Origin of the sequence: Corallococcus carmarthensis, from assembly GCF_003611695.1 — a bacterium.
In the GTDB taxonomy this organism is placed as follows: domain Bacteria; phylum Myxococcota; class Myxococcia; order Myxococcales; family Myxococcaceae; genus Corallococcus; species Corallococcus carmarthensis.
The window spans coordinates 1-15,611 of the sequence record NZ_RAWE01000232.1 but is presented as its reverse complement, the minus strand read 5'-3'; the positions used below and the strand labels follow the sequence as shown (position 1 = coordinate 15,611).

General features: G+C 70.9%; 17 protein-coding genes and 1 pseudogene. 11 read left to right on the top strand and 7 right to left on the bottom strand.

The window, feature by feature from the left end; translation table 11 throughout:
- Positions 1–44: 44 nt before the first annotated feature.
- Both D7X32_RS37365 and D7X32_RS37360 read right to left on the bottom strand, forming a co-directional pair.
- Entirely contained in the window at positions 45–1,130 is a 1,086-nt protein-coding gene (locus D7X32_RS37365; RefSeq protein WP_120607307.1) for a hypothetical protein, read from the bottom strand.
- Positions 1,131–1,258: 128 nt separating this feature from the next.
- Complete coding sequence (locus D7X32_RS37360) at positions 1,259–1,819, bottom strand: DUF2378 family protein (RefSeq protein WP_120607306.1); 561 nt, start codon at positions 1,817–1,819, stop codon at positions 1,259–1,261.
- A 239-nt stretch (positions 1,820–2,058) separates the two neighbouring features.
- On the opposite strand from D7X32_RS37360, the gene D7X32_RS37355 reads away from it, so the two are divergent.
- Entirely contained in the window at positions 2,059–3,501 is a 1,443-nt protein-coding gene (locus D7X32_RS37355; RefSeq protein WP_120607305.1) for a hypothetical protein, read from the top strand.
- 94 nt (positions 3,502–3,595) lie between these two features.
- Positions 3,596–4,462, top strand: a complete 867-nt coding sequence (locus D7X32_RS37350; RefSeq protein WP_120607304.1) for an ATP adenylyltransferase family protein — start codon at positions 3,596–3,598, stop codon at positions 4,460–4,462.
- A 21-nt stretch (positions 4,463–4,483) separates the two neighbouring features.
- On the opposite strand, the gene D7X32_RS37345 is transcribed toward D7X32_RS37350, so the two are convergent.
- Together D7X32_RS37345 and D7X32_RS37340 are read right to left on the bottom strand one after the other, a co-directional pair.
- Positions 4,484–5,698 carry an MFS transporter gene (locus D7X32_RS37345; protein WP_120607303.1) on the bottom strand — a complete coding sequence of 405 codons (1,215 nt, stop codon included), beginning with the start codon at positions 5,696–5,698 and terminating at the stop codon, positions 4,484–4,486.
- A gap of 13 nt (positions 5,699–5,711) precedes the next feature.
- On the bottom strand, positions 5,712–6,257 hold the full coding sequence (locus tag D7X32_RS37340; protein ID WP_120607302.1) for a hypothetical protein: 546 nt from the start codon (positions 6,255–6,257) through the stop codon (positions 5,712–5,714).
- Between the two features lie 146 nt (positions 6,258–6,403).
- Here D7X32_RS37340 and D7X32_RS37335 point away from each other — a divergent pair, with 146 nt between their 5' ends.
- The 5 genes from D7X32_RS37335 to D7X32_RS37315 are packed head-to-tail and all read left to right on the top strand — an operon-like array spanning position 6,404 to position 10,588.
- On the top strand, positions 6,404–6,916 hold the full coding sequence (locus D7X32_RS37335) for a sigma-70 family RNA polymerase sigma factor (protein WP_120607301.1): 513 nt from the start codon (positions 6,404–6,406) through the stop codon (positions 6,914–6,916).
- The gene (locus D7X32_RS37330) at positions 6,909–7,628 is read left to right on the top strand and encodes a hypothetical protein (RefSeq protein WP_120607300.1); all 720 of its coding nucleotides are present in this window, start codon (positions 6,909–6,911) and stop codon (positions 7,626–7,628) included. Before D7X32_RS37335 ends, D7X32_RS37330 begins: the two co-directional genes overlap by 8 nt.
- On the top strand, positions 7,625–9,175 hold the full coding sequence (locus D7X32_RS37325) for a caspase family protein (protein WP_147450420.1): 1,551 nt from the start codon (positions 7,625–7,627) through the stop codon (positions 9,173–9,175). Before D7X32_RS37330 ends, D7X32_RS37325 begins: the two co-directional genes overlap by 4 nt.
- Positions 9,176–9,224: 49 nt before the next feature.
- A complete protein-coding gene (locus tag D7X32_RS37320) occupies positions 9,225–10,046 on the top strand; it encodes a hypothetical protein (RefSeq protein ID WP_147450419.1) in 822 nt (273 codons plus the stop codon).
- 32 nt (positions 10,047–10,078) lie between these two features.
- Entirely contained in the window at positions 10,079–10,588 is a 510-nt protein-coding gene (locus D7X32_RS37315; protein ID WP_120607297.1) for an FmdE family protein, read from the top strand.
- On the opposite strand, the gene D7X32_RS37310 is transcribed toward D7X32_RS37315, so the two are convergent.
- A complete protein-coding gene (locus tag D7X32_RS37310) occupies positions 10,585–10,974 on the bottom strand; it encodes a DUF1304 domain-containing protein (RefSeq protein WP_120607296.1) in 390 nt (129 codons plus the stop codon). The two genes, D7X32_RS37315 and D7X32_RS37310, sit on opposite strands and share 4 nt — an antisense overlap.
- A 92-nt stretch (positions 10,975–11,066) precedes the next feature.
- On the opposite strand from D7X32_RS37310, the gene D7X32_RS37305 reads away from it, so the two are divergent.
- The 4 genes from D7X32_RS37305 to D7X32_RS37290 all read left to right on the top strand — a co-directional run bounded on the left by D7X32_RS37305 (position 11,067) and on the right by D7X32_RS37290 (position 14,280).
- Entirely contained in the window at positions 11,067–11,660 is a 594-nt protein-coding gene (locus D7X32_RS37305; protein ID WP_120607295.1) for a TetR/AcrR family transcriptional regulator, read from the top strand.
- 86 nt (positions 11,661–11,746) lie between these two features.
- On the top strand, positions 11,747–13,132 hold the full coding sequence (gene dbpA, locus D7X32_RS37300) for an ATP-dependent RNA helicase DbpA (protein ID WP_120607294.1): 1,386 nt from the start codon (positions 11,747–11,749) through the stop codon (positions 13,130–13,132).
- Positions 13,133–13,161: 29 nt separating this feature from the next.
- Positions 13,162–13,632: a type II toxin-antitoxin system antitoxin DNA ADP-ribosyl glycohydrolase DarG gene (darG, locus tag D7X32_RS37295; protein WP_120607293.1), complete on the top strand. Its 471-nt coding sequence runs from the start codon at positions 13,162–13,164 to the stop codon at positions 13,630–13,632.
- Between the two features lie 9 nt (positions 13,633–13,641).
- Positions 13,642–14,280: a macro domain-containing protein gene (locus tag D7X32_RS37290; protein WP_120607292.1), complete on the top strand. Its 639-nt coding sequence runs from the start codon at positions 13,642–13,644 to the stop codon at positions 14,278–14,280.
- 8 nt (positions 14,281–14,288) lie between these two features.
- Here D7X32_RS37290 and D7X32_RS37285 read toward each other — a convergent pair whose 3' ends face one another.
- Both D7X32_RS37285 and D7X32_RS37280 read right to left on the bottom strand, forming a co-directional pair.
- The gene (locus D7X32_RS37285; protein WP_244239397.1) at positions 14,289–14,972 is read right to left on the bottom strand and encodes an abortive infection system antitoxin AbiGi family protein; all 684 of its coding nucleotides are present in this window, start codon (positions 14,970–14,972) and stop codon (positions 14,289–14,291) included.
- Between the two features lie 141 nt (positions 14,973–15,113).
- Positions 15,114–15,611 (bottom strand): annotated as a pseudogene (locus D7X32_RS37280) (APC family permease); the annotation flags it as partial.

Below are 15,611 nucleotides of genomic sequence, written 5' to 3'. Positions count from 1 at the left end.
CCCTCCCGGAAGACCGGGGCAGGCGGCCCGGCCTCCCCCTGACGTCAGCCCATCCCCAGGGCCGGTTCATCCTCGGCATCGCCGGGCGCGTCCTTCGCTTCGAGCGCGGTGCCGTCCCAGGGGATGTAGCGCACGCCCGGCATCGGAGCCGGGCCGTGGAACTCCAGCGCGCCCACGGTGGAGGTGAGCTTCTCCGTGGGTTTCCACGCCGCGAAGGGATGCGGCCGGGAGAAGCGCTGCACCTCGCAGCGGGCCACGTCGCTCTGGGCCACCAGCACGTCCCAGCCCGTGGGGTCGCGGTACGCGTAGCCCACCAGCGTGCGCGGGTCGCACCACGCGCGGCCCTCCACGGCCTGGGTGGCGGACGCGGCGCGGAAGGACAACTCCCCGGACGCGGGCGACGTCACGCGCGTGAAGAGCAGGTTGGGCACTTCGTGGAACGTGTGCTCGGTGCCGCGCGTGCGCAGGTAGATGGGCGACAGCTGCGGGTGGCCCCGCTTGCGCTTCGCGCGCACCGCCATGATCTCCAGCCGCGCGTCCGGGTCCTCGCGGAAGCGCGGGCAGTACAGCCAGGTCAGCTCCTCCAGCCGACGGTGGCCCCACAGGTGCTTCTGCAGGCCGGGCGCGCCCTTCACGTCGATGCGCTCGCCGTCCACCGTCACCGTGCCTTCGAAGGTGACGTCGTCGTGCACGTGCGCGACGTGCGTGGGCAGCGGCAGGAGCGCGGTGCCGCGCGGTTCGCGGCGCACCGGCCCGGGGTGTCCGCCCTGGAAGCGCAGGTCCCACGCGATGGTGTGCCCTCCGCTGGCCACCTGTCCGTGGCACTGGCCGGGCGTCAGCTCCGAGTCCGCGATGCGCACCCCGCCGGAAGGCAGCGCGCTGAAGGCGGAGGCCGGATGGATGGCCTTGAGCGCCACCGCGGGCCTGTCCTGCGACGCGCAGTCGAACGCCGCCGCCCACATCGTGGCGCGAGGCTCGCCGCCGCTGCCCGGCGCGGGCGTGAACAGGGTGTAGCGCAACCACCAGGCACGATCGCCGCCGGGGTCGAGCACCACCAGGAACCAGATTTCGAAGAACCCCCGCTGATGACCGTTCCAGCGCGGCAGGTTGGCGCGCTCGCTCGACGGCATTGGTTGAAGCCCCCTCTTGCGCGGCCGTTCACGGCCCGGACGCCGCGCCCAGGGCTTCACGCTGGCAGATGGGGACAGGTGCGAGCAAGGGCCCCCGGGTCGCGGATCCGAAGGGAGCCGCGTCTGACTCAGGCGCCCGGAGCGCCCCAGGACACGCGATAGGTGACGCTGTCGTCGTCGTACTGGACGACGTCCACCTGCGTGGCGGGGCCGCTGGCGGCGCGCACCGTGGCCAGCATCACGCCCTGCTTGAAGTAGCGCAGCAGGCCGGGCTCGTTGAGCCAGAGGTCCGCCTCACGCTCGCCGCGCTCGGTGATGCGCACCTCGGTGTAGTTGTTGCCGGTGCGGAAGCTGTGCTGCGTGCGCAGCAGCATCCGCTTGGGCCCGATGAGCCGCAGCACGCCCAGCAGCGCCCGGCCCACCATCGTGTCGCGGTAGCCGTCGATCATCCGCTCGCCCAGCATCCGCCACGCCACCTGCTCCGGCTGCTCGGGGTGGAGCGTCTTCGCCGTCAGCGCCACGCAGCGCGTCCACGTGTCCAGCGAGTACGCCGGCTGCAGGGGCCGGTCCAGGTCCAGGCCCTCCTTGCGCAGCTGCTCCTTGAGGGCGAAGGGCACCTTCCCGGAAAGTCCCCGGACGAAGAGTCCTTCGACGATGGTCGGGAATACGAGTTTCTCGGCGGTGGCCATGGGGGCCATTCCGCCCAGCACCGCTGGTTCTGGTCAAGACCTACCGCCCGGCCGGCGTCCAACGCCCGAAAGCGCGGTCGCCCTCCAGGGCCATTCCCTCCCGTTCCCGCACCCGTGAAACATCGCGCGTGTCCGTGGAATTCACGCAAGGTGTGTAAACACTCCCACGCGTTGCCGGGCGCGGGCATCTGGTAGCGTCCGGGCGCCCTGGCTCGCCCCTGGCTCCTCCCAAGCTTCCCATGACGTCCCGTGTCCCTACGTGCCTGCTGCTGACCGTGCTGTGCGCGCTCCCGGCGCTGGGCGCCCGGCCGGTGCCTGCTCCGGCCGCGGAAGGCATGGCGATGCTCCAGCGGATGGACACGGCGCGCGTCCAGGGCAGCCCCAGCACGCTGCGCACGGAACTGGACGCCCAGCAGGCGAAGGCGCCCAAGGACCCGATGCCCCGGGTGTACCGGGCCTTCCTCGCGCTGCCGTCCGACGAGAGCTTCAGCGAGTTCAAGGCGCTGGCGGTGGTGTACCCGGAGAACCCGTGGCCGCACGTGGGCATGGGCCTGGTGTACGTGCGCTGGGGCATGTTGAAGGACGCGGCCTCGCCGCTGGAGACCGCGCGCAAGGTGGTGCCCGGCTTCGCGCCCGCGCTCTGGGCGGACGGCCTGCGCCTCCAGGCGGACGGCAAGCCCGCGGAGGCGGAAGGCCGGCTGCGCGAGGCGCTGACGAAGCTGGACGTCCCGCGCATCCGCACGGACCTGGCGCTGCTGCTGGCGGGCCGGCCCGGGGGCGCGGCCGAGGCGCGGGCGCTGCTGGTGCGCTCGGTGAAGGAGTGGCCGGAGCAGCCGGAGGCGTTGCAGGTGCTGTCGCGGCTGGCCCGCGAGGCCGGGGACGCGAAGGCGGGCGCGGAGGCTGGGGCGCTGCTCGTCGCGCTCCAGCCGCATGACCGCGAGGCGCACCGGCGGCAGGCGGAGGCGTGGCTCGCCGCGGGGGACAAGGCGCAGGCGGTGAAGATGCTGGAGCGCTACGCGACGCTCGGGGGCGCGGAAGCCACGGTGCTCGCCACGTGGGTGCGGCTCAACGTGGAGCTGAACCGCCCGGAGGATGAAGCGAAGGCCCTGGTGCGCCTGGCCGCCGCGACGCCGAAGGATCCGGAGCCGCTCCTACGGCTGGCGACGCTTTCGGAAGGAAAGCAGGACGCGGCCGCCACCGAGTCGAGGTTGGATCAGGCGGCGGCGCTGGCCCCGGAGCGCGCGGACATCCAGGTGCGGCGGGCGCGGCTGCTGCTCAAGCAGGAGCGCTACTTCGAGTCCGTGGCGGCGTATCGCGCGGCGCTCGCGGCCCCGGAGCGGCCGGTGCCCGAGGCGGCGGAGGAGGCCGCGCAGTTGACCAAGAAGCTGCGGCTGCCCGCGTCGCCCGCGAAGGGCACGGTGGAGCAGATCTACGACCGCGTGTCGCTGGGGCTGGTGGCGCTGTACCTGGAGCACCTGATGGAGAAGCCGGACCTCAAGGGCAACCTGAAGGTGCGCGTGGACCTGGACCCCACCGGCAAGGCCACGAACGTGGTGGTGCTCTACGACAGCCTCCAGGACGTGCTCATCACCCACCATGCGCACGTGGCCTTCATGGACGCCCAGTACCCACCCGGCAGTCCGTCGCCGGAGTACCAGTACGTCTTCCGCCCTCCGCGCTGAGGCGGACATCCGGAGCGCCTCCTTTTCGGGAGCGGGTTGACGCTGGCGTCACCGGAGGGCACAGACTCCAGGGCCTCACGCCAGGAGCCCGCCCGTGAACGCCACCCCGCTGATGCCCGCCGCCCTGTGGCCCCGCACGCTGGCCGTCACGCGGCATGCGCTGGAGACCGGGGCGCTCCAGCCCATCACCACGGAAGCGCGCACGCTGCCCATCGCGAACACGACGTTCCAGGTGCGCGTGCTGGGACGGGTGGCGCTCAAGGAGCGCAAGCGGCCGGCGCCGCCCGTGGGTGCCGAACCGTTCAACCCGTTCGCGAACCCGGAGCCGGACCTGGTGCTGGGGACCGTGCCGCCCGCGCACGTGTGTCTGCTCAACAAGTTCAACGTCGTGGAGCACCACCTGCTGTTGGTGACGCGCGCCTTCGAATCGCAGGACGCGCTGCTGACGCACGCGGACTTCGACGCGCTCTCCATGTGCCTGGAGGGGCTGGACGGGCTGGCCTTCTACAACGCCGGGGAGACCGCGGGCGCGAGCCAGCGGCACAAGCACCTGCAGCTGGTGCCGCCATTGGGACCGGACGGCCTGCGCGCGCCGGTGGAGGCGCTGCTCCCGCCGCTGCCCGGGCCGGGCCGCGTCATCGCCGCGGAGTCGCTGCCGTTCGCGCACCTGCTTGCAGGCCTGGGTCCCTGGGGCGCGCCGGGGCAGGGCGAGCGGATGCTGGCGGCCTACCGGCTCCTGCGGGAAGCGCTGGGCCTGGGCGAGCACGCGCCGTACAACCTGCTCGTCACCCGGGACTGGATGCTGCTCGTGCCCCGGAGCCGCGCGGAGCACCTGGGCGTCAACGTCAACGCGCTGGGCTTCGCGGGGTCGCTGCTGGTGCGCACGCCCGAGCAGTTCGACGCGGTCGCCGAGCTGGGCCCCCTGGAATTGCTGCGCCAGGTCGCGGGCGTCACTCCGTAGGAGGTGTGCAACCCCGGTCCTTCAGCGACCTGTAGAAGGAGCCGTCTTCGCGCGGTAGCGCAGCCCGACGAGCGCCGCGACGAAGCCCGCCGCGGCGCCCACGCAGAGCGCCTGCCGTGGACCGAACGTGTCCGCGACCCATCCGACGATGGGGGCGCCCAGGGGCGTGCCGCCCAGCGCGATGGCCAGGAGGATGGCGAGCACGCGCCCGCGCATGGATGGGTCGGTGGACAGCTGCACCAGGCTGTTCGCGGTGGTGGTGAAGGTCTGCGCCGACACGCCAATGACGACGAGCGTGACGGCGAAGAGGGCGTAGGCCGGCATCACCGCCGCGAGCATCAGCCCGGCCCCGAAGACCGCGGCCCCCGTTACCAGCAGGCCGATGCGAGGCTGCGCGCGGCGGGCGGAGAGCAGCGCGCCGGTGACCGAGCCGATGGCCATGATGGACGTCAGGAGCCCGTAGCCGCTCGGGCCCTGGCCGAAGACGCGCACGGCCATGGTGGAGATGAAGATGGGGAAGTTGAGCCCGAAGGTGCCAATCAGGAAGAACATGATCAGCACCGCCTTCAGGTCCGGCCGCTTCCAGACGTAGACGAAGCCCTCCAGCAGGCCGCCGCGCGTGCGCCGCGCCCGGTCCCGCACGTGCAGTTCGTTCACGCGAAGCAGGCTCAGCGAGCAGAGGACGGCGCCGAACGAGGCCGCGTTGATGACGAACATCCACCCGGAGCCCACCGCGGAGATGAGCACGCCCGCGGTGGCGGGCCCCAGCATCCGCGCGGCGTGGAACGAGGTGGAGTTGAGCGCCACGGCGTTGGAGAGGTCCTCCTCGCCCACCAGGTCCGCCACGAACGTCTGGCGCGCGGTGGCGTCGAACGCGGTGACACAGCCGAGCAGGAACGCGAACACGTCGACGTGCCACAGCCGGACGTGTCCCCAGAGCGTGAGGAGCCCCAGGCCCAGCGCCAGGGTGCCCAGGCTCGCCTGCGTGGCGAACAGGAGCTTGCGCCGGTCCAGGTGATCCGCCGCGAAGCCGGTCAGCGGAAGCAGCAGCACCTGCGGCGCGAACTGGAGCGCCATCACCACGCCCACGGCCGTGGCGTTGTAGTGGGTGAGCTGGGTGAGGACGAGCCAGTCCTGGGCGGTGCGCTGCATCCACGTGCCCACGTTGGACACGATGGCTCCGGCCGCCCACGTCCGGTAGTTGAAGCCGCGCAGCGAACGGAACGTGCCCTTCATCCCGCCTGAACTCTCACCCGCACGACTCCCCCACGAGCGCGCAGCGGGCCGACGCGCACGGCGTGAACGGAGGGTTGGTGCCGCAGCCAGAGGGAGCGCAGCGGCAGGTCGTGACCCGGTGGCTGTTCGGGTCGCAGCATGGCTCGTAGCTCGGGGGGGGCTGGGGACCCGCGTCAGTGCCGCCGTCCACGCCCGCGTCGGTGCCAGCGTCCACGTCGACTCCGCCATCGGTGCTGGTACCCGCGTCGCTCTCCGTGCCTGCGTCGGTGCTGGTGCCCGCGTCCGTGCCGCCGCCGTCGAGGTTCACGCCGCCGCCGCCGTCCTGGCTCCCCTGTGCGCCACCGCAGCTTTCGCTGAGCGACGCCGCGCAGGTGCCGCCCGCGCAGGCCCGGAAGGAGGCCTCGCAGCCGCTGGCCTCCTCGCAGAAGCAGGTGTCCACCTGACCGCGAACGCAGCAGACCGCCCACGACGCTTCGTCCAGCGCCTCCGGGTCCTCGTAGAGCGGATCGAAGCAGGCGCCCAGGAGCGCGATGCAGGTGGCGAGGAGCAGTCGTTTCACGGCGCTTGGGACACCCGGTGCGGCCAGCCTGGGACATGCCGCCGGGGTGCGACTAGTATTCCACAGCCCATCGCGGATGCGATGCGATGTCCCAGGCCGCTGGGGCCGGGTGTCTGAAGGACGAAAAGGAAGGTCGGACCAGGCGGATGGGGAGCGGGCTCGATGCGGCGGAGCTCAGGCAGCTCTACGAGCGCTTCGCGCCCGTGGTGCACCGTCGTGCGCTCGCACTGCTGGGACGCGATGCCGATGCCTGGGACATCGTCCAGGAGGTCTTCGAGCGCATGCTGACGGCTGGCGCGCGGTTCCGACGGGAGGCCCGTCCGATGACGTACGTGTACCGCGTGACCACCAACCTGTGCCTCAACGCGCTGCGCTCGCGCCAGCTGCGGGAGCCGGTGCTCCTGGAGGCCCCGGAGGCCGCGGCGCTCACCCCCAGCCAGTGGGAGGCCGCGGACTTCATCCGCCACCTCGTGGGGCGGATGGGCGAGCGCGAAATGGAAGTGGCCACGCTGCACTTCTTCGACGGGCTGACCCAGGAGGAGATCGCCGGGATGCTGGACGTGTCGCGCAAGACCATCGTCCGCGACCTGGACTCCATCCGGAAGAAGGCGGCGGAGCTGGGGCGGCTGCCGGACACACTGGAGGCAGGGCGTGGCTGAGCACCTGACGCGGCTGGAGCTGGACGAGTGGCTGTCAGGGCTGGATGCCTCGGGTCGTGCGGAGCGCCACGTGGCCGCCTGCCCGGCCTGCGGGGTGCTGGCCGAGCAGATGCGGCAAGCGCGCGAGTCGAGCCTGCGGGAGCCTCGCGCGAAGGCGGTGCTGGCGAGACTGGAGGAGAAGCGGGCCCGGTCCGCGAAGCCCCGTTGGAGCTGGGGCGTGCCGTGGGTGGCGGCGCTGGCGGTGGGGCTCGCGCTGGTCGTCTACGTGCCGCGAGGGACGGAGGACGGCGTGCGGCTCAAGGGGACCGTGGCGCTGCGGCTGCTGTCCGCGCAGGGCGCTCCGGTGGCGGACGCGAGGCCCGGCGAGCGCGTGACGTTGGCGGTGGGCACGGGGACGTACCGGAACGTGCTGGTGCTCGCGGTGGATGAGGCGGGAGCGGTGGATCAGCTCTGGCCCCAGGATGGCCCGACGAGCGGCACGGTGGAGCCGGGGGCGGAGGTGAAGCTGTCCCCGCCGATGGAGGTGACGCCGGGCTCCGTGGCGTTGCATGCGTTCTTCGCGGACGCGCCGTTGAATGTGGAGCAGGCGCGCGCGGCGCTCACGTCGAGCGTCGCGGAGGCTCGGGAGAAGAGACAGGCGCCGTTGGACGTGGCGCCGCCGGGTGACATCGGGAAGGCCCAGGCCCGCACGCTGCTGAGGGTCATGCCGTGAGGCCGGGGTTGGGCATGGGCCTCCGGGTGCTCGTGGTTTTGCTCGCGGTGCTGGGGCCTCTTCCATGCGCCGCAGCAGAGGAGGCGCCGCGCCGCTGGGCGCTGGTGGTGGGGGAGAACCAGGGCCTGTCCGGAGAGGAGCGGCTGCGCTTCGCGGAAGCCGACGCGCAGCGGATGCGCGAGGTGCTCCAGGAAGTGGGCACCGTGCCGCCAGAGCGCACGATGACGCTGCTGGGCGCGGATGCCGCGACGCTGCGCGAGGCCCTGACGCGTTTCCGGACGCGGCTGGCCGAGGAGGCCTCACCGCGGGATTGGCTGTTGCTCTACGTCTCATCGCACGCGGGCGACGGCAGCCTGCACCTGCGCGGCACCGAGCTGCCGATGCGCGAGCTGGTGGACTTCCTCAAGGGCGCGCCAGTGGGCGTGGGGCTGCTCATCCTGGACTCCTGCCGCTCCGGGCTCGCCACGCGGCTGAAGGGGCTCAAGCCCGTGGCCGCGCCGGTCACGATGGAGGCTTCGGATCTGGAGGGACGGGTCGTCATCAGCGCATCGGGCGCGGATGAGTACGCGCAGGAGTCGGATGCGCTGCAGGGTTCCTTCTTCACGCACCACCTGTCCGTGGGGCTGCGCGGCGCGGCCGATGCTTCGCGCGATGGGCGCGTCACGCTGGAGGAGGCCTACCGCTACGCCTACGCGAGGACGCTGGAGTCCACGCTCGTGTCACCGGGAGGCGTGCAGCGCCCCACGTTCCGGATGGACCTGCGCGGACGCGGTGAGCTGGTCCTCTCCGAGCCGCAGCAGGCGCGCGGCCGGCTGACGCTCGACGTGAAGACGCCGGGCCGCTGGCTCGTGGTGGCGTCGGAGAGTGGCTCGCTGGTGGCGGAGCTGGAGAAGGGCGAGGGCCCCACGACGCTGGCCGTGGCGCCCGGCGCGTACCGGCTGCTGCTTCGCGCGGACGAGGGTTACCTGGAGCGGTCGGTGCGTGTGCCGCTCAACGGAGCCGTCTCCGTGGGGGGCGAACCCCTGGAGCAGGCCGCGAGGCTGAGGCTCGCGCGAAAGGGTGGGGCGGGGGCTTCGCTGCTGCTCGCGGTGGGGCCGTCGCTGACGTCGGGCATCGTGGCGGGCCTGTCATCCCTCGCGGGCCTGGACGTGCGCCTGGTGCGTGAAGGGAGTCTGTTCCCTGGCGTGGACACGTCGAACCTGGGGCTCGTGGTGCGGCGGGGGACGGGCAGCAGGGTGGACTTCCAGCAGACGGAGCTGGAGCTGCGGCTGGGCGCGGGGCCCCATTGGAAGCACGGCGCCTGGACGTTCAGTGGAGCGTTGGAGGCCGGGGCGCTGGCTGTCCTCCAGTCGCGGATTCCGGAGGAGGAAGCGCGCTTCGGGCTCGAACCGCTGGGGCTCGTCACCGGGGGCGTGAGGCTGGACGTGCGAAGCCGCCTGTCGATGCTCCTGAGCGCCTCCGCCGGGGGCGTCATGGCGAAGCGCGACCGAGGCACGGCGCTGGTGCCCAGGGCCTCCGCGTCACTGATGATGGGTTTCTCACTGTAGCCTGACACTTCCGGGCACGACGCCTTCCTCCAGGAAGAAAGGCGGAGAAGTGAAACTCCCTTCCGGAGTTCAAGCGCAGGTGCAACGCCATCTGCTGGGGGTGCTCATGAGAGGACTTGTTCCCGCTGTCGCCGGACTGCTGCTCTGTTCCGCATGCGCGACAACCAGAAATCACCAGTCCAATGCTGGACCGACGATCACGGTCGAGGCATCGCTGAAGCGAACGGAACATCTCATCGCGGCCTACGATGAGGTCCAATCCATTCTCGAGGACCCTGGCTTCGCAGAGAACCTCAAGAAGCTTGATGGCTACCCACTCGCTACGTCCGCTGACACGGATTGCCGGACGACGACGGCGTCCGAGGTCCTCACTGCCCTGCGAAGCCGCCTGCCCACGCATCGCCTGGAGAGCCGGTACTCGCTCTTCCATCCCTTCTCCACGGCGGCGACGACCGTCTGCGCGTCCACCTCCGTCAATACCCGGCGGATTGACTTCTGGGAGCAGACAAATCCCAGGCAGCGCGGCACGCTCATCAACACCCTGGCTCACGAAATGACGCACTTGCTGCCCGGGGGCGAGACGGCATGCTCGAGCGCATCCAATGGTGCCTATACGGATGCGGGCCACGACGCGTGCGCAGCGGATGCCGCGCAGTGCAATGATGCCTTCCTCGTCTCCTACGTCTGGGGCGATCTCGTCGAGTGTGCCTACCGCGAGAAGCAGGGCGTCATCCCAAAGGGGGAATTTCACTCCTGCTTCCTGGGGCTGGTGAACTCCAGTGACGTCTCCCGAACGACGCTCACTCCGGCCTTCAAGCAGCCATCGGATGCGTGCAAGAACATCAAGAAGTGGAGCGCCGAGACACCGTAGAACGCTCCGCCCGTCCTTCTCCGGAGCCCCCCATGTCCGTGCGCCGCCACCTCCTGCTGTCCGTCACCCTGTGCCTTGGGCTGGGCTGCGCGAGCACGAAGCCCACCGCGACCCCGTCCACTGAACCGGGCGCACTGGAACGGGTGGCGCTGGTGCATGGCGGCGCGGGGCCGTGGGCCGTGGCGGGCTACCGGATGGGTGACCACGCGCTCCGGCAGCTGGGCCTGCCCCGGGGCAGCTTCAAGCTGGAGGTCATCCACCACAGCCCGGCGCAGGTCCAATACACCTGCGTCGCGGACGGCGCGGCGGCGGCCACAGGCGCAAGCCTGGGCAAGCTCAACCTCTCACTGGTCACGGCGCCCGCACCGGAGGACACCGCGACCACGTTCCGCAACCGCGACACCGGCCAGTCGCTCACGCTACGTCCCTCCGCGAGCTTCGTGCAGCGCTTCCGCGACGTGCCGCGCGAGAAGCTGGGCGAAGCGGGCCGCGTCGTCCTCACCCTGCCGGACGCGGACGTCTTCGAGGCCGTCGTGCCCTAAGACCGCGCCCGGAAGACGACGAGCGAGAGGGCCAGCAGGGGCAGGGCGCCCTGGATGATGCTGGCTTGGAGGAAGCGCCGGTCGGTGCTCAGCAGCACCACCGCCGCCAGCAGCATGCACGCGCAGCCGAACACCACGGCCGCCACGCCCGACGTCTCCCAGGCCGTGTGCACCAGCGCCACGCCCACCAGCACGCCCAGGGCGAGGAACAGGTTGTAGAAGCCCTGGTTGAACGCCATCCCCTTCAGCACGTCCGCGTCCGCCTGCGACTTCACCCCGAACCGCTGCCACACCGTCGGCCGTGAGAAGACGATGCTCTCCATCACGAAGAACAGCACGTGGATGAGCGCGGCGATGACCGCGAAGACCTGCGCCAGTAGCGGCATGATGACTCCCCCTCCGGGGTTGGGATATTCTGAACCAGTCAGTTCCGAATCCATATTGAAACGGTCGGTTCAGAATTGTCAAGGAGGGTGACGTGGCGCGGACGCGGGCGTTCGACGAGACAGAGGCGGTGCGGGCGGCGCTGGGCGTGTTCTGGTCGCGCGGCTACGAGGCGACGTCGTTGTCGGACCTGGAGGCCGCGACGGGGCTGAACCGCTCCAGCCTGTACCAGACGTTCGACAGCAAGCGCGGGCTGTTCGCGCGAACCATCACGCTGTACCTCCAGGAGGTCATCGGGCCCCGGCTGGGCGTCTTCGCGAAGGACGCGCCGGGCTTGTCGCAGGTGACGGAGTACTTCGAGGCGCTCGCGACGACGATGGCCACCGCGCCGCCAGCGCTGACGCGGCGGGGCTGCCTGCTGGTGAATACGGCGACGGAGCTGGGGCCGCATGACGCGGAGGCGCAGCGGGCGGTGGAGGACTACCGGGCGCTCCTGCGAGGCCACCTGACGAGGGCCCTGGAGGGCGCGGCCCGGGCGGGCGTGCTGCCTCGCAAGACGGTGGCGCGCCGGGTGGAGCTGCTGTTGGGGGCGGTCATCGGGGTGCTCGTCACGGCCCGCGTGGACCCGGGCGCCGCGGCGAAGCTGGCCCAGGCGACGGCGAGCGAGGTGGCGGGCTGGGCGGGGTAGGGGCGCCGGGCTTGTCCGCCGTGGGAAGGCTGGTACAAGGGCGCGTTCTCCCGAGGCGCCCCGTGCCTCCGTCCCCCGAGGCTCCGATGGAATTCTCCGCGCTCGCGCTGTCGCCCCCGCTGCTCCAGGTGTTGGAGGAGCTGGAGTTCAAGACCGCCACCCCCATCCAGGCGCAGAGCATCCCGGTGTTGTTGCAGGGGAAGGACCTGGTGGGCCAGGCGCGCACGGGCAGCGGGAAGACGGCGGCGTTCGCGCTGCCCATCCTGCAGAAGGTGAAGCTCACGCAGGACCGCCACCTCCAGGCGCTGGTGCTCTGTCCGACGCGCGAATTGTGCGCGCAGGTGGCGGGAGAGATTCGCCGGCTGGCGCGGCGGATGCCGGGCGTGCAGGTGCTGGCGCTCGCGGGCGGACAGCCCATCCGGCCGCAGGTGGAGGCGCTGGAGAAGGGTGTGCACATCGGCGTGGGGACGCCCGGGCGCATCATGGACCTGCTGGACCGCGAGGTGCTGGACACGCGGCACCTGGCCACGGTGGTGCTGGATGAGGCGGACCGGATGCTGGACATGGGCTTCCGGGAGGACATGGAGCGGGTGCTCGGAGCGACGCCGTCGAAGCGGCAGACGGTGCTCTTCTCCGCGACGTTCCCGGACGACATCGAGAAGCTGAGCCGCGCGTTCCAGAAGGACCCCGTGCGGGTGTCGCTGGCGCAGGAGGAGTCCGCGCCGGACATCCAGCAGGTGGCGTACGCGTGCACGCCGGAGGAGAAGCAGGCGCTGCTGCTGAGGATCCTGCGCCAGTACCAGCCGGCCTCCGCCATCGTGTTCTGCAACTTCAAGGCGGTGGTGGTGGAGCTGACGCGCGCGCTGGTGCAGGCGGGCGTGAGCGCGGACGGGTTGCAGGGGGACCTGGAGCAGTTCGACCGGGACCGGGTGATGGCGAAGTTCCGCAATCACAGCACGCGCGTGCTGGTGGCCACGGACGTCGCGGGCCGGGGCATCGACGTGGAGGCGCTGGACGCGGTGGTGAACTACGAGCTGCCGCAGCAGCCGGAAGCGTACGTGCATCGCATTGGCCGCACGGGGCGCGCGGGCCGGCGCGGGCTGGCGTTGTCATTGGTGACGCGCTCGGACAGCCGCAAGGTGGACGACATCGAAGGCACGACGGGCGTGAAGCTGGAGAAGGGGGACGTGGACGCGCTGGTGCCGGAGAACGTGCCGGGCGTGTCGCTCATCTCCGGCTGGGAGACGCTGTCCATCTCCGCGGGGCGCAAGGACAAGATGCGGCCCGGAGACATCCTGGGCGCGCTCACGGGCGAGGCCGGCGGGCTGAAGGCGGAGGACGTGGGCAAGATTGAGATCCACGACCACCACGCCTTCGTCGCCGTCTCCAAGCGCGTGGTGAAGGTCGCGTTCCAGCGGCTGAGCGAAGGCCGCATCAAGGGCCGCAAGCACCGCATCGAACGCGTGCGGTAGAAGCGGACCGCCTGACGGAGGGGGCTGCGATGATCGAGGCGGGTACAGGCGATCTGCTCAAGGCGGACGTGGAGGCGCTCGTCAATGCCGTGAACACCGAGGGTGTCATGGGCAAGGGAATCGCCTTGCAGTTCAAGCAGGCATTTCCCGGGAACTTCAAGGCGTACAAACAGGCATGTGACCGGAAAGAGGTCCGTCCCGGGAGCATGTTTGTCTTCGACCAGAAGGGGCTGGCAGGGGCGCCTCGCTACATCATCAACTTTCCCACCAAGCGCCACTGGCGGTCGCCGTCCCGGATCGAGGACGTCGAGTCGGGCCTGGTCGACCTCGTCAGGGTGATTCAGGAGCTGCGGATCTCATCCATCGCGGTTCCCGCCCTGGGCTGTGGGAACGGAGGCCTCTCCTGGTCCGAAGTCGAGCCGCTGATCACAGCCGCCCTGGGGAACCTCGAGGGTGTTCGGCTTATGCTCTTTGCTCCGGCGGGCGAATCCCTTCGGTAACGGTCCACCATGACGCCTGCGCTTCAACTCCATCTGCGAGACCTGGGCCGTGCACTGGTGGACGCGTGGCGCCGTGAGTTCGACGGCGTTCCAGGTGTCACCATTTCCCAAGGCGACATCTTCTCGGAGCGCGCAGGCACGGTGTCCGCGTCGGATCCCATCGACGTGCGCGCGGACGCGGTGGTCAGTCCGGCGAACAGCTTCGGGTTCATGGATGGTGGCATCGACGCCGTCTACACGTACCAGCTGGGGCCCCAGGTCCAGGAGCGGCTGCGGGAGCTGCTGGCGAAGGAGCACGGTGGCGAGTTGCCCGTGGGGCAGGCGGTGCTGGTCCCCACGGGGCGCTCGGAAATCCCGTGGTGCATCAGCGCGCCCACGATGCGTGTTCCCGCGGACGTCAGCGACACGGTGAATGCCTACCTCGCGTTCCGAGCCGCGTTGCGCGCCGTCCTCGCCCACAACGCCACGGCGAAGACGCCCATCCGGACGGTGCTGTGCCCGGGGCTGGGGACCGCCGTGGGGCGGATGCCGCCGGAGCGCTGCGCACGGCAGATGAAGGAGGCCTGGGTGCGCACGGTGATGGGCAAGCCCGCCATTCCCCATTCGCTGCGCCAGGCCGCCGATGACGACTTCCGGCTCCGCGAGTGACGTGACACTCAGCCCGGTGCGCTCTTGCGCTCCACCGCCACCGGCGCCTCCGTGTGCTTCGCCAGCGCCTCCATGATCTGCTCCGCCTTCCAACCCGGATCCAACACGGGGCAGAAGTAGCCCGGACCCGCGCGCTCGCGCACCGCCCAGGCGAAGAAGTCCCGGGCCACGGTGTGGACCTCTTCCGGGAGGAAGAGCGCCGCGACGTCGTACTCCGTGAAGCGCATGAGCCCGGGGACACGCCACTCGCGCTCCCAGTCGAAGCGGTAGCTGTAGGGCGCGTTGTGCGCGTCCCCCTGGATGTCCACGAAGGGCGTCACCGCCCACACGGGCTCCTTCTGCGGCTCCTTCGCCGCCAGGGCCTGGTCCAGCTGGTGCTTCATCGCCAGGTGCGCCGGTGAGCCGTACTGCACGTACCAGACGGGGCCTCCCCCCTGCGACAGGATGAAGCTCTTGCGGAAGGCGATGCCGTACAGGCTCCGGCGCTGCACCAGCCTCGCGAGCTGATCGAGCGGAATCTCGCTGAAGCACACCGAGCGGTGCCGGTTCGCCACCACCGCCTCCCGCCGCGCGATGCCAAACCCCTCCGCGCCCGGGATGAGCGTGCGCGCTCCCAGGATGCTCATCATGTTCTGGTAGGCGTCGTGGTACGGGGGCCCGGGCTTCGTGAAGTGCACCACGAAGTCGGACATGTCCCGCCACTGCGCATTCGCCTGATACCCGAGCATCGCCTCGCAAGACCCCCGCGCGAGTCTCCCGGCCCGGTCACCCCTTCGCAACACAACGTGCCGGGTTGTCCCCGGGCCTGCCCGCCCTCCTGACGTGCGGAGGCGTCAGGACAGGCGGACGGGCGCTGGCTCCCTCGGCCGCGACAGCCGCATCAACGCCAGCCCCGCGAGCACCGCCACCGAGGCCACCGCCGCCTCCCGGGCGCTCGCGCCAAAGGCCACCAGCGTCAGCCCCAACACCAGCGTGGGCACCGCGAGCAGCGCGTGCGCCGGACGCAGGTTCCGCTCGCGCCGCAGGGACAGCACCGCGAGCGCCGCCGCCGTGACACCGAATTGCATCAGCACCGCGATGGCGGAGAGCGCGAAGAGCTCCGACAGGTCCCCCAGGTTCACGAATCCCAGCACCAGCACCCATGTCACCGCGAGCGCCCGCATGGGCACGCCCGACGACGACATGCGCTCCAGCCCGAACAGCGAACGCTCCCCGGAGGCCAACGCGGACAGGTAGCGCGGCGTCGTCACCATCATCCCCACGCAGATGCCCAGCGCGGACACGCTCGTGCCCGCGCCCACCAGCCGCTCCAACCCCGCGCCGCCCCACAC

Coding starts and splice junctions, on each gene's coding strand:
- D7X32_RS37365 (WP_120607307.1), bottom strand. CDS start 1,130: ATGCCGTCGAGCGAGCGCGCCAACCTGCCGCGCTGGAACGGTCATCAG.
- D7X32_RS37360 (WP_120607306.1), bottom strand. CDS start 1,819: ATGGCCACCGCCGAGAAACTCGTATTCCCGACCATCGTCGAAGGACTC.
- D7X32_RS37355 (WP_120607305.1), top strand. CDS start 2,059: ATGACGTCCCGTGTCCCTACGTGCCTGCTGCTGACCGTGCTGTGCGCG.
- D7X32_RS37345 (WP_120607303.1), bottom strand. CDS start 5,698: ATGAAGGGCACGTTCCGTTCGCTGCGCGGCTTCAACTACCGGACGTGG.
- D7X32_RS37335 (WP_120607301.1), top strand. CDS start 6,404: ATGGGGAGCGGGCTCGATGCGGCGGAGCTCAGGCAGCTCTACGAGCGC.
- D7X32_RS37315 (WP_120607297.1), top strand. CDS start 10,079: ATGTCCGTGCGCCGCCACCTCCTGCTGTCCGTCACCCTGTGCCTTGGG.
- D7X32_RS37310 (WP_120607296.1), bottom strand. CDS start 10,974: ATGCCGCTACTGGCGCAGGTCTTCGCGGTCATCGCCGCGCTCATCCAC.
- dbpA (WP_120607294.1), top strand. CDS start 11,747: ATGGAATTCTCCGCGCTCGCGCTGTCGCCCCCGCTGCTCCAGGTGTTG.
- darG (WP_120607293.1), top strand. CDS start 13,162: ATGATCGAGGCGGGTACAGGCGATCTGCTCAAGGCGGACGTGGAGGCG.
- D7X32_RS37290 (WP_120607292.1), top strand. CDS start 13,642: ATGACGCCTGCGCTTCAACTCCATCTGCGAGACCTGGGCCGTGCACTG.
- D7X32_RS37285 (WP_244239397.1), bottom strand. CDS start 14,972: ATGTCCGACTTCGTGGTGCACTTCACGAAGCCCGGGCCCCCGTACCAC.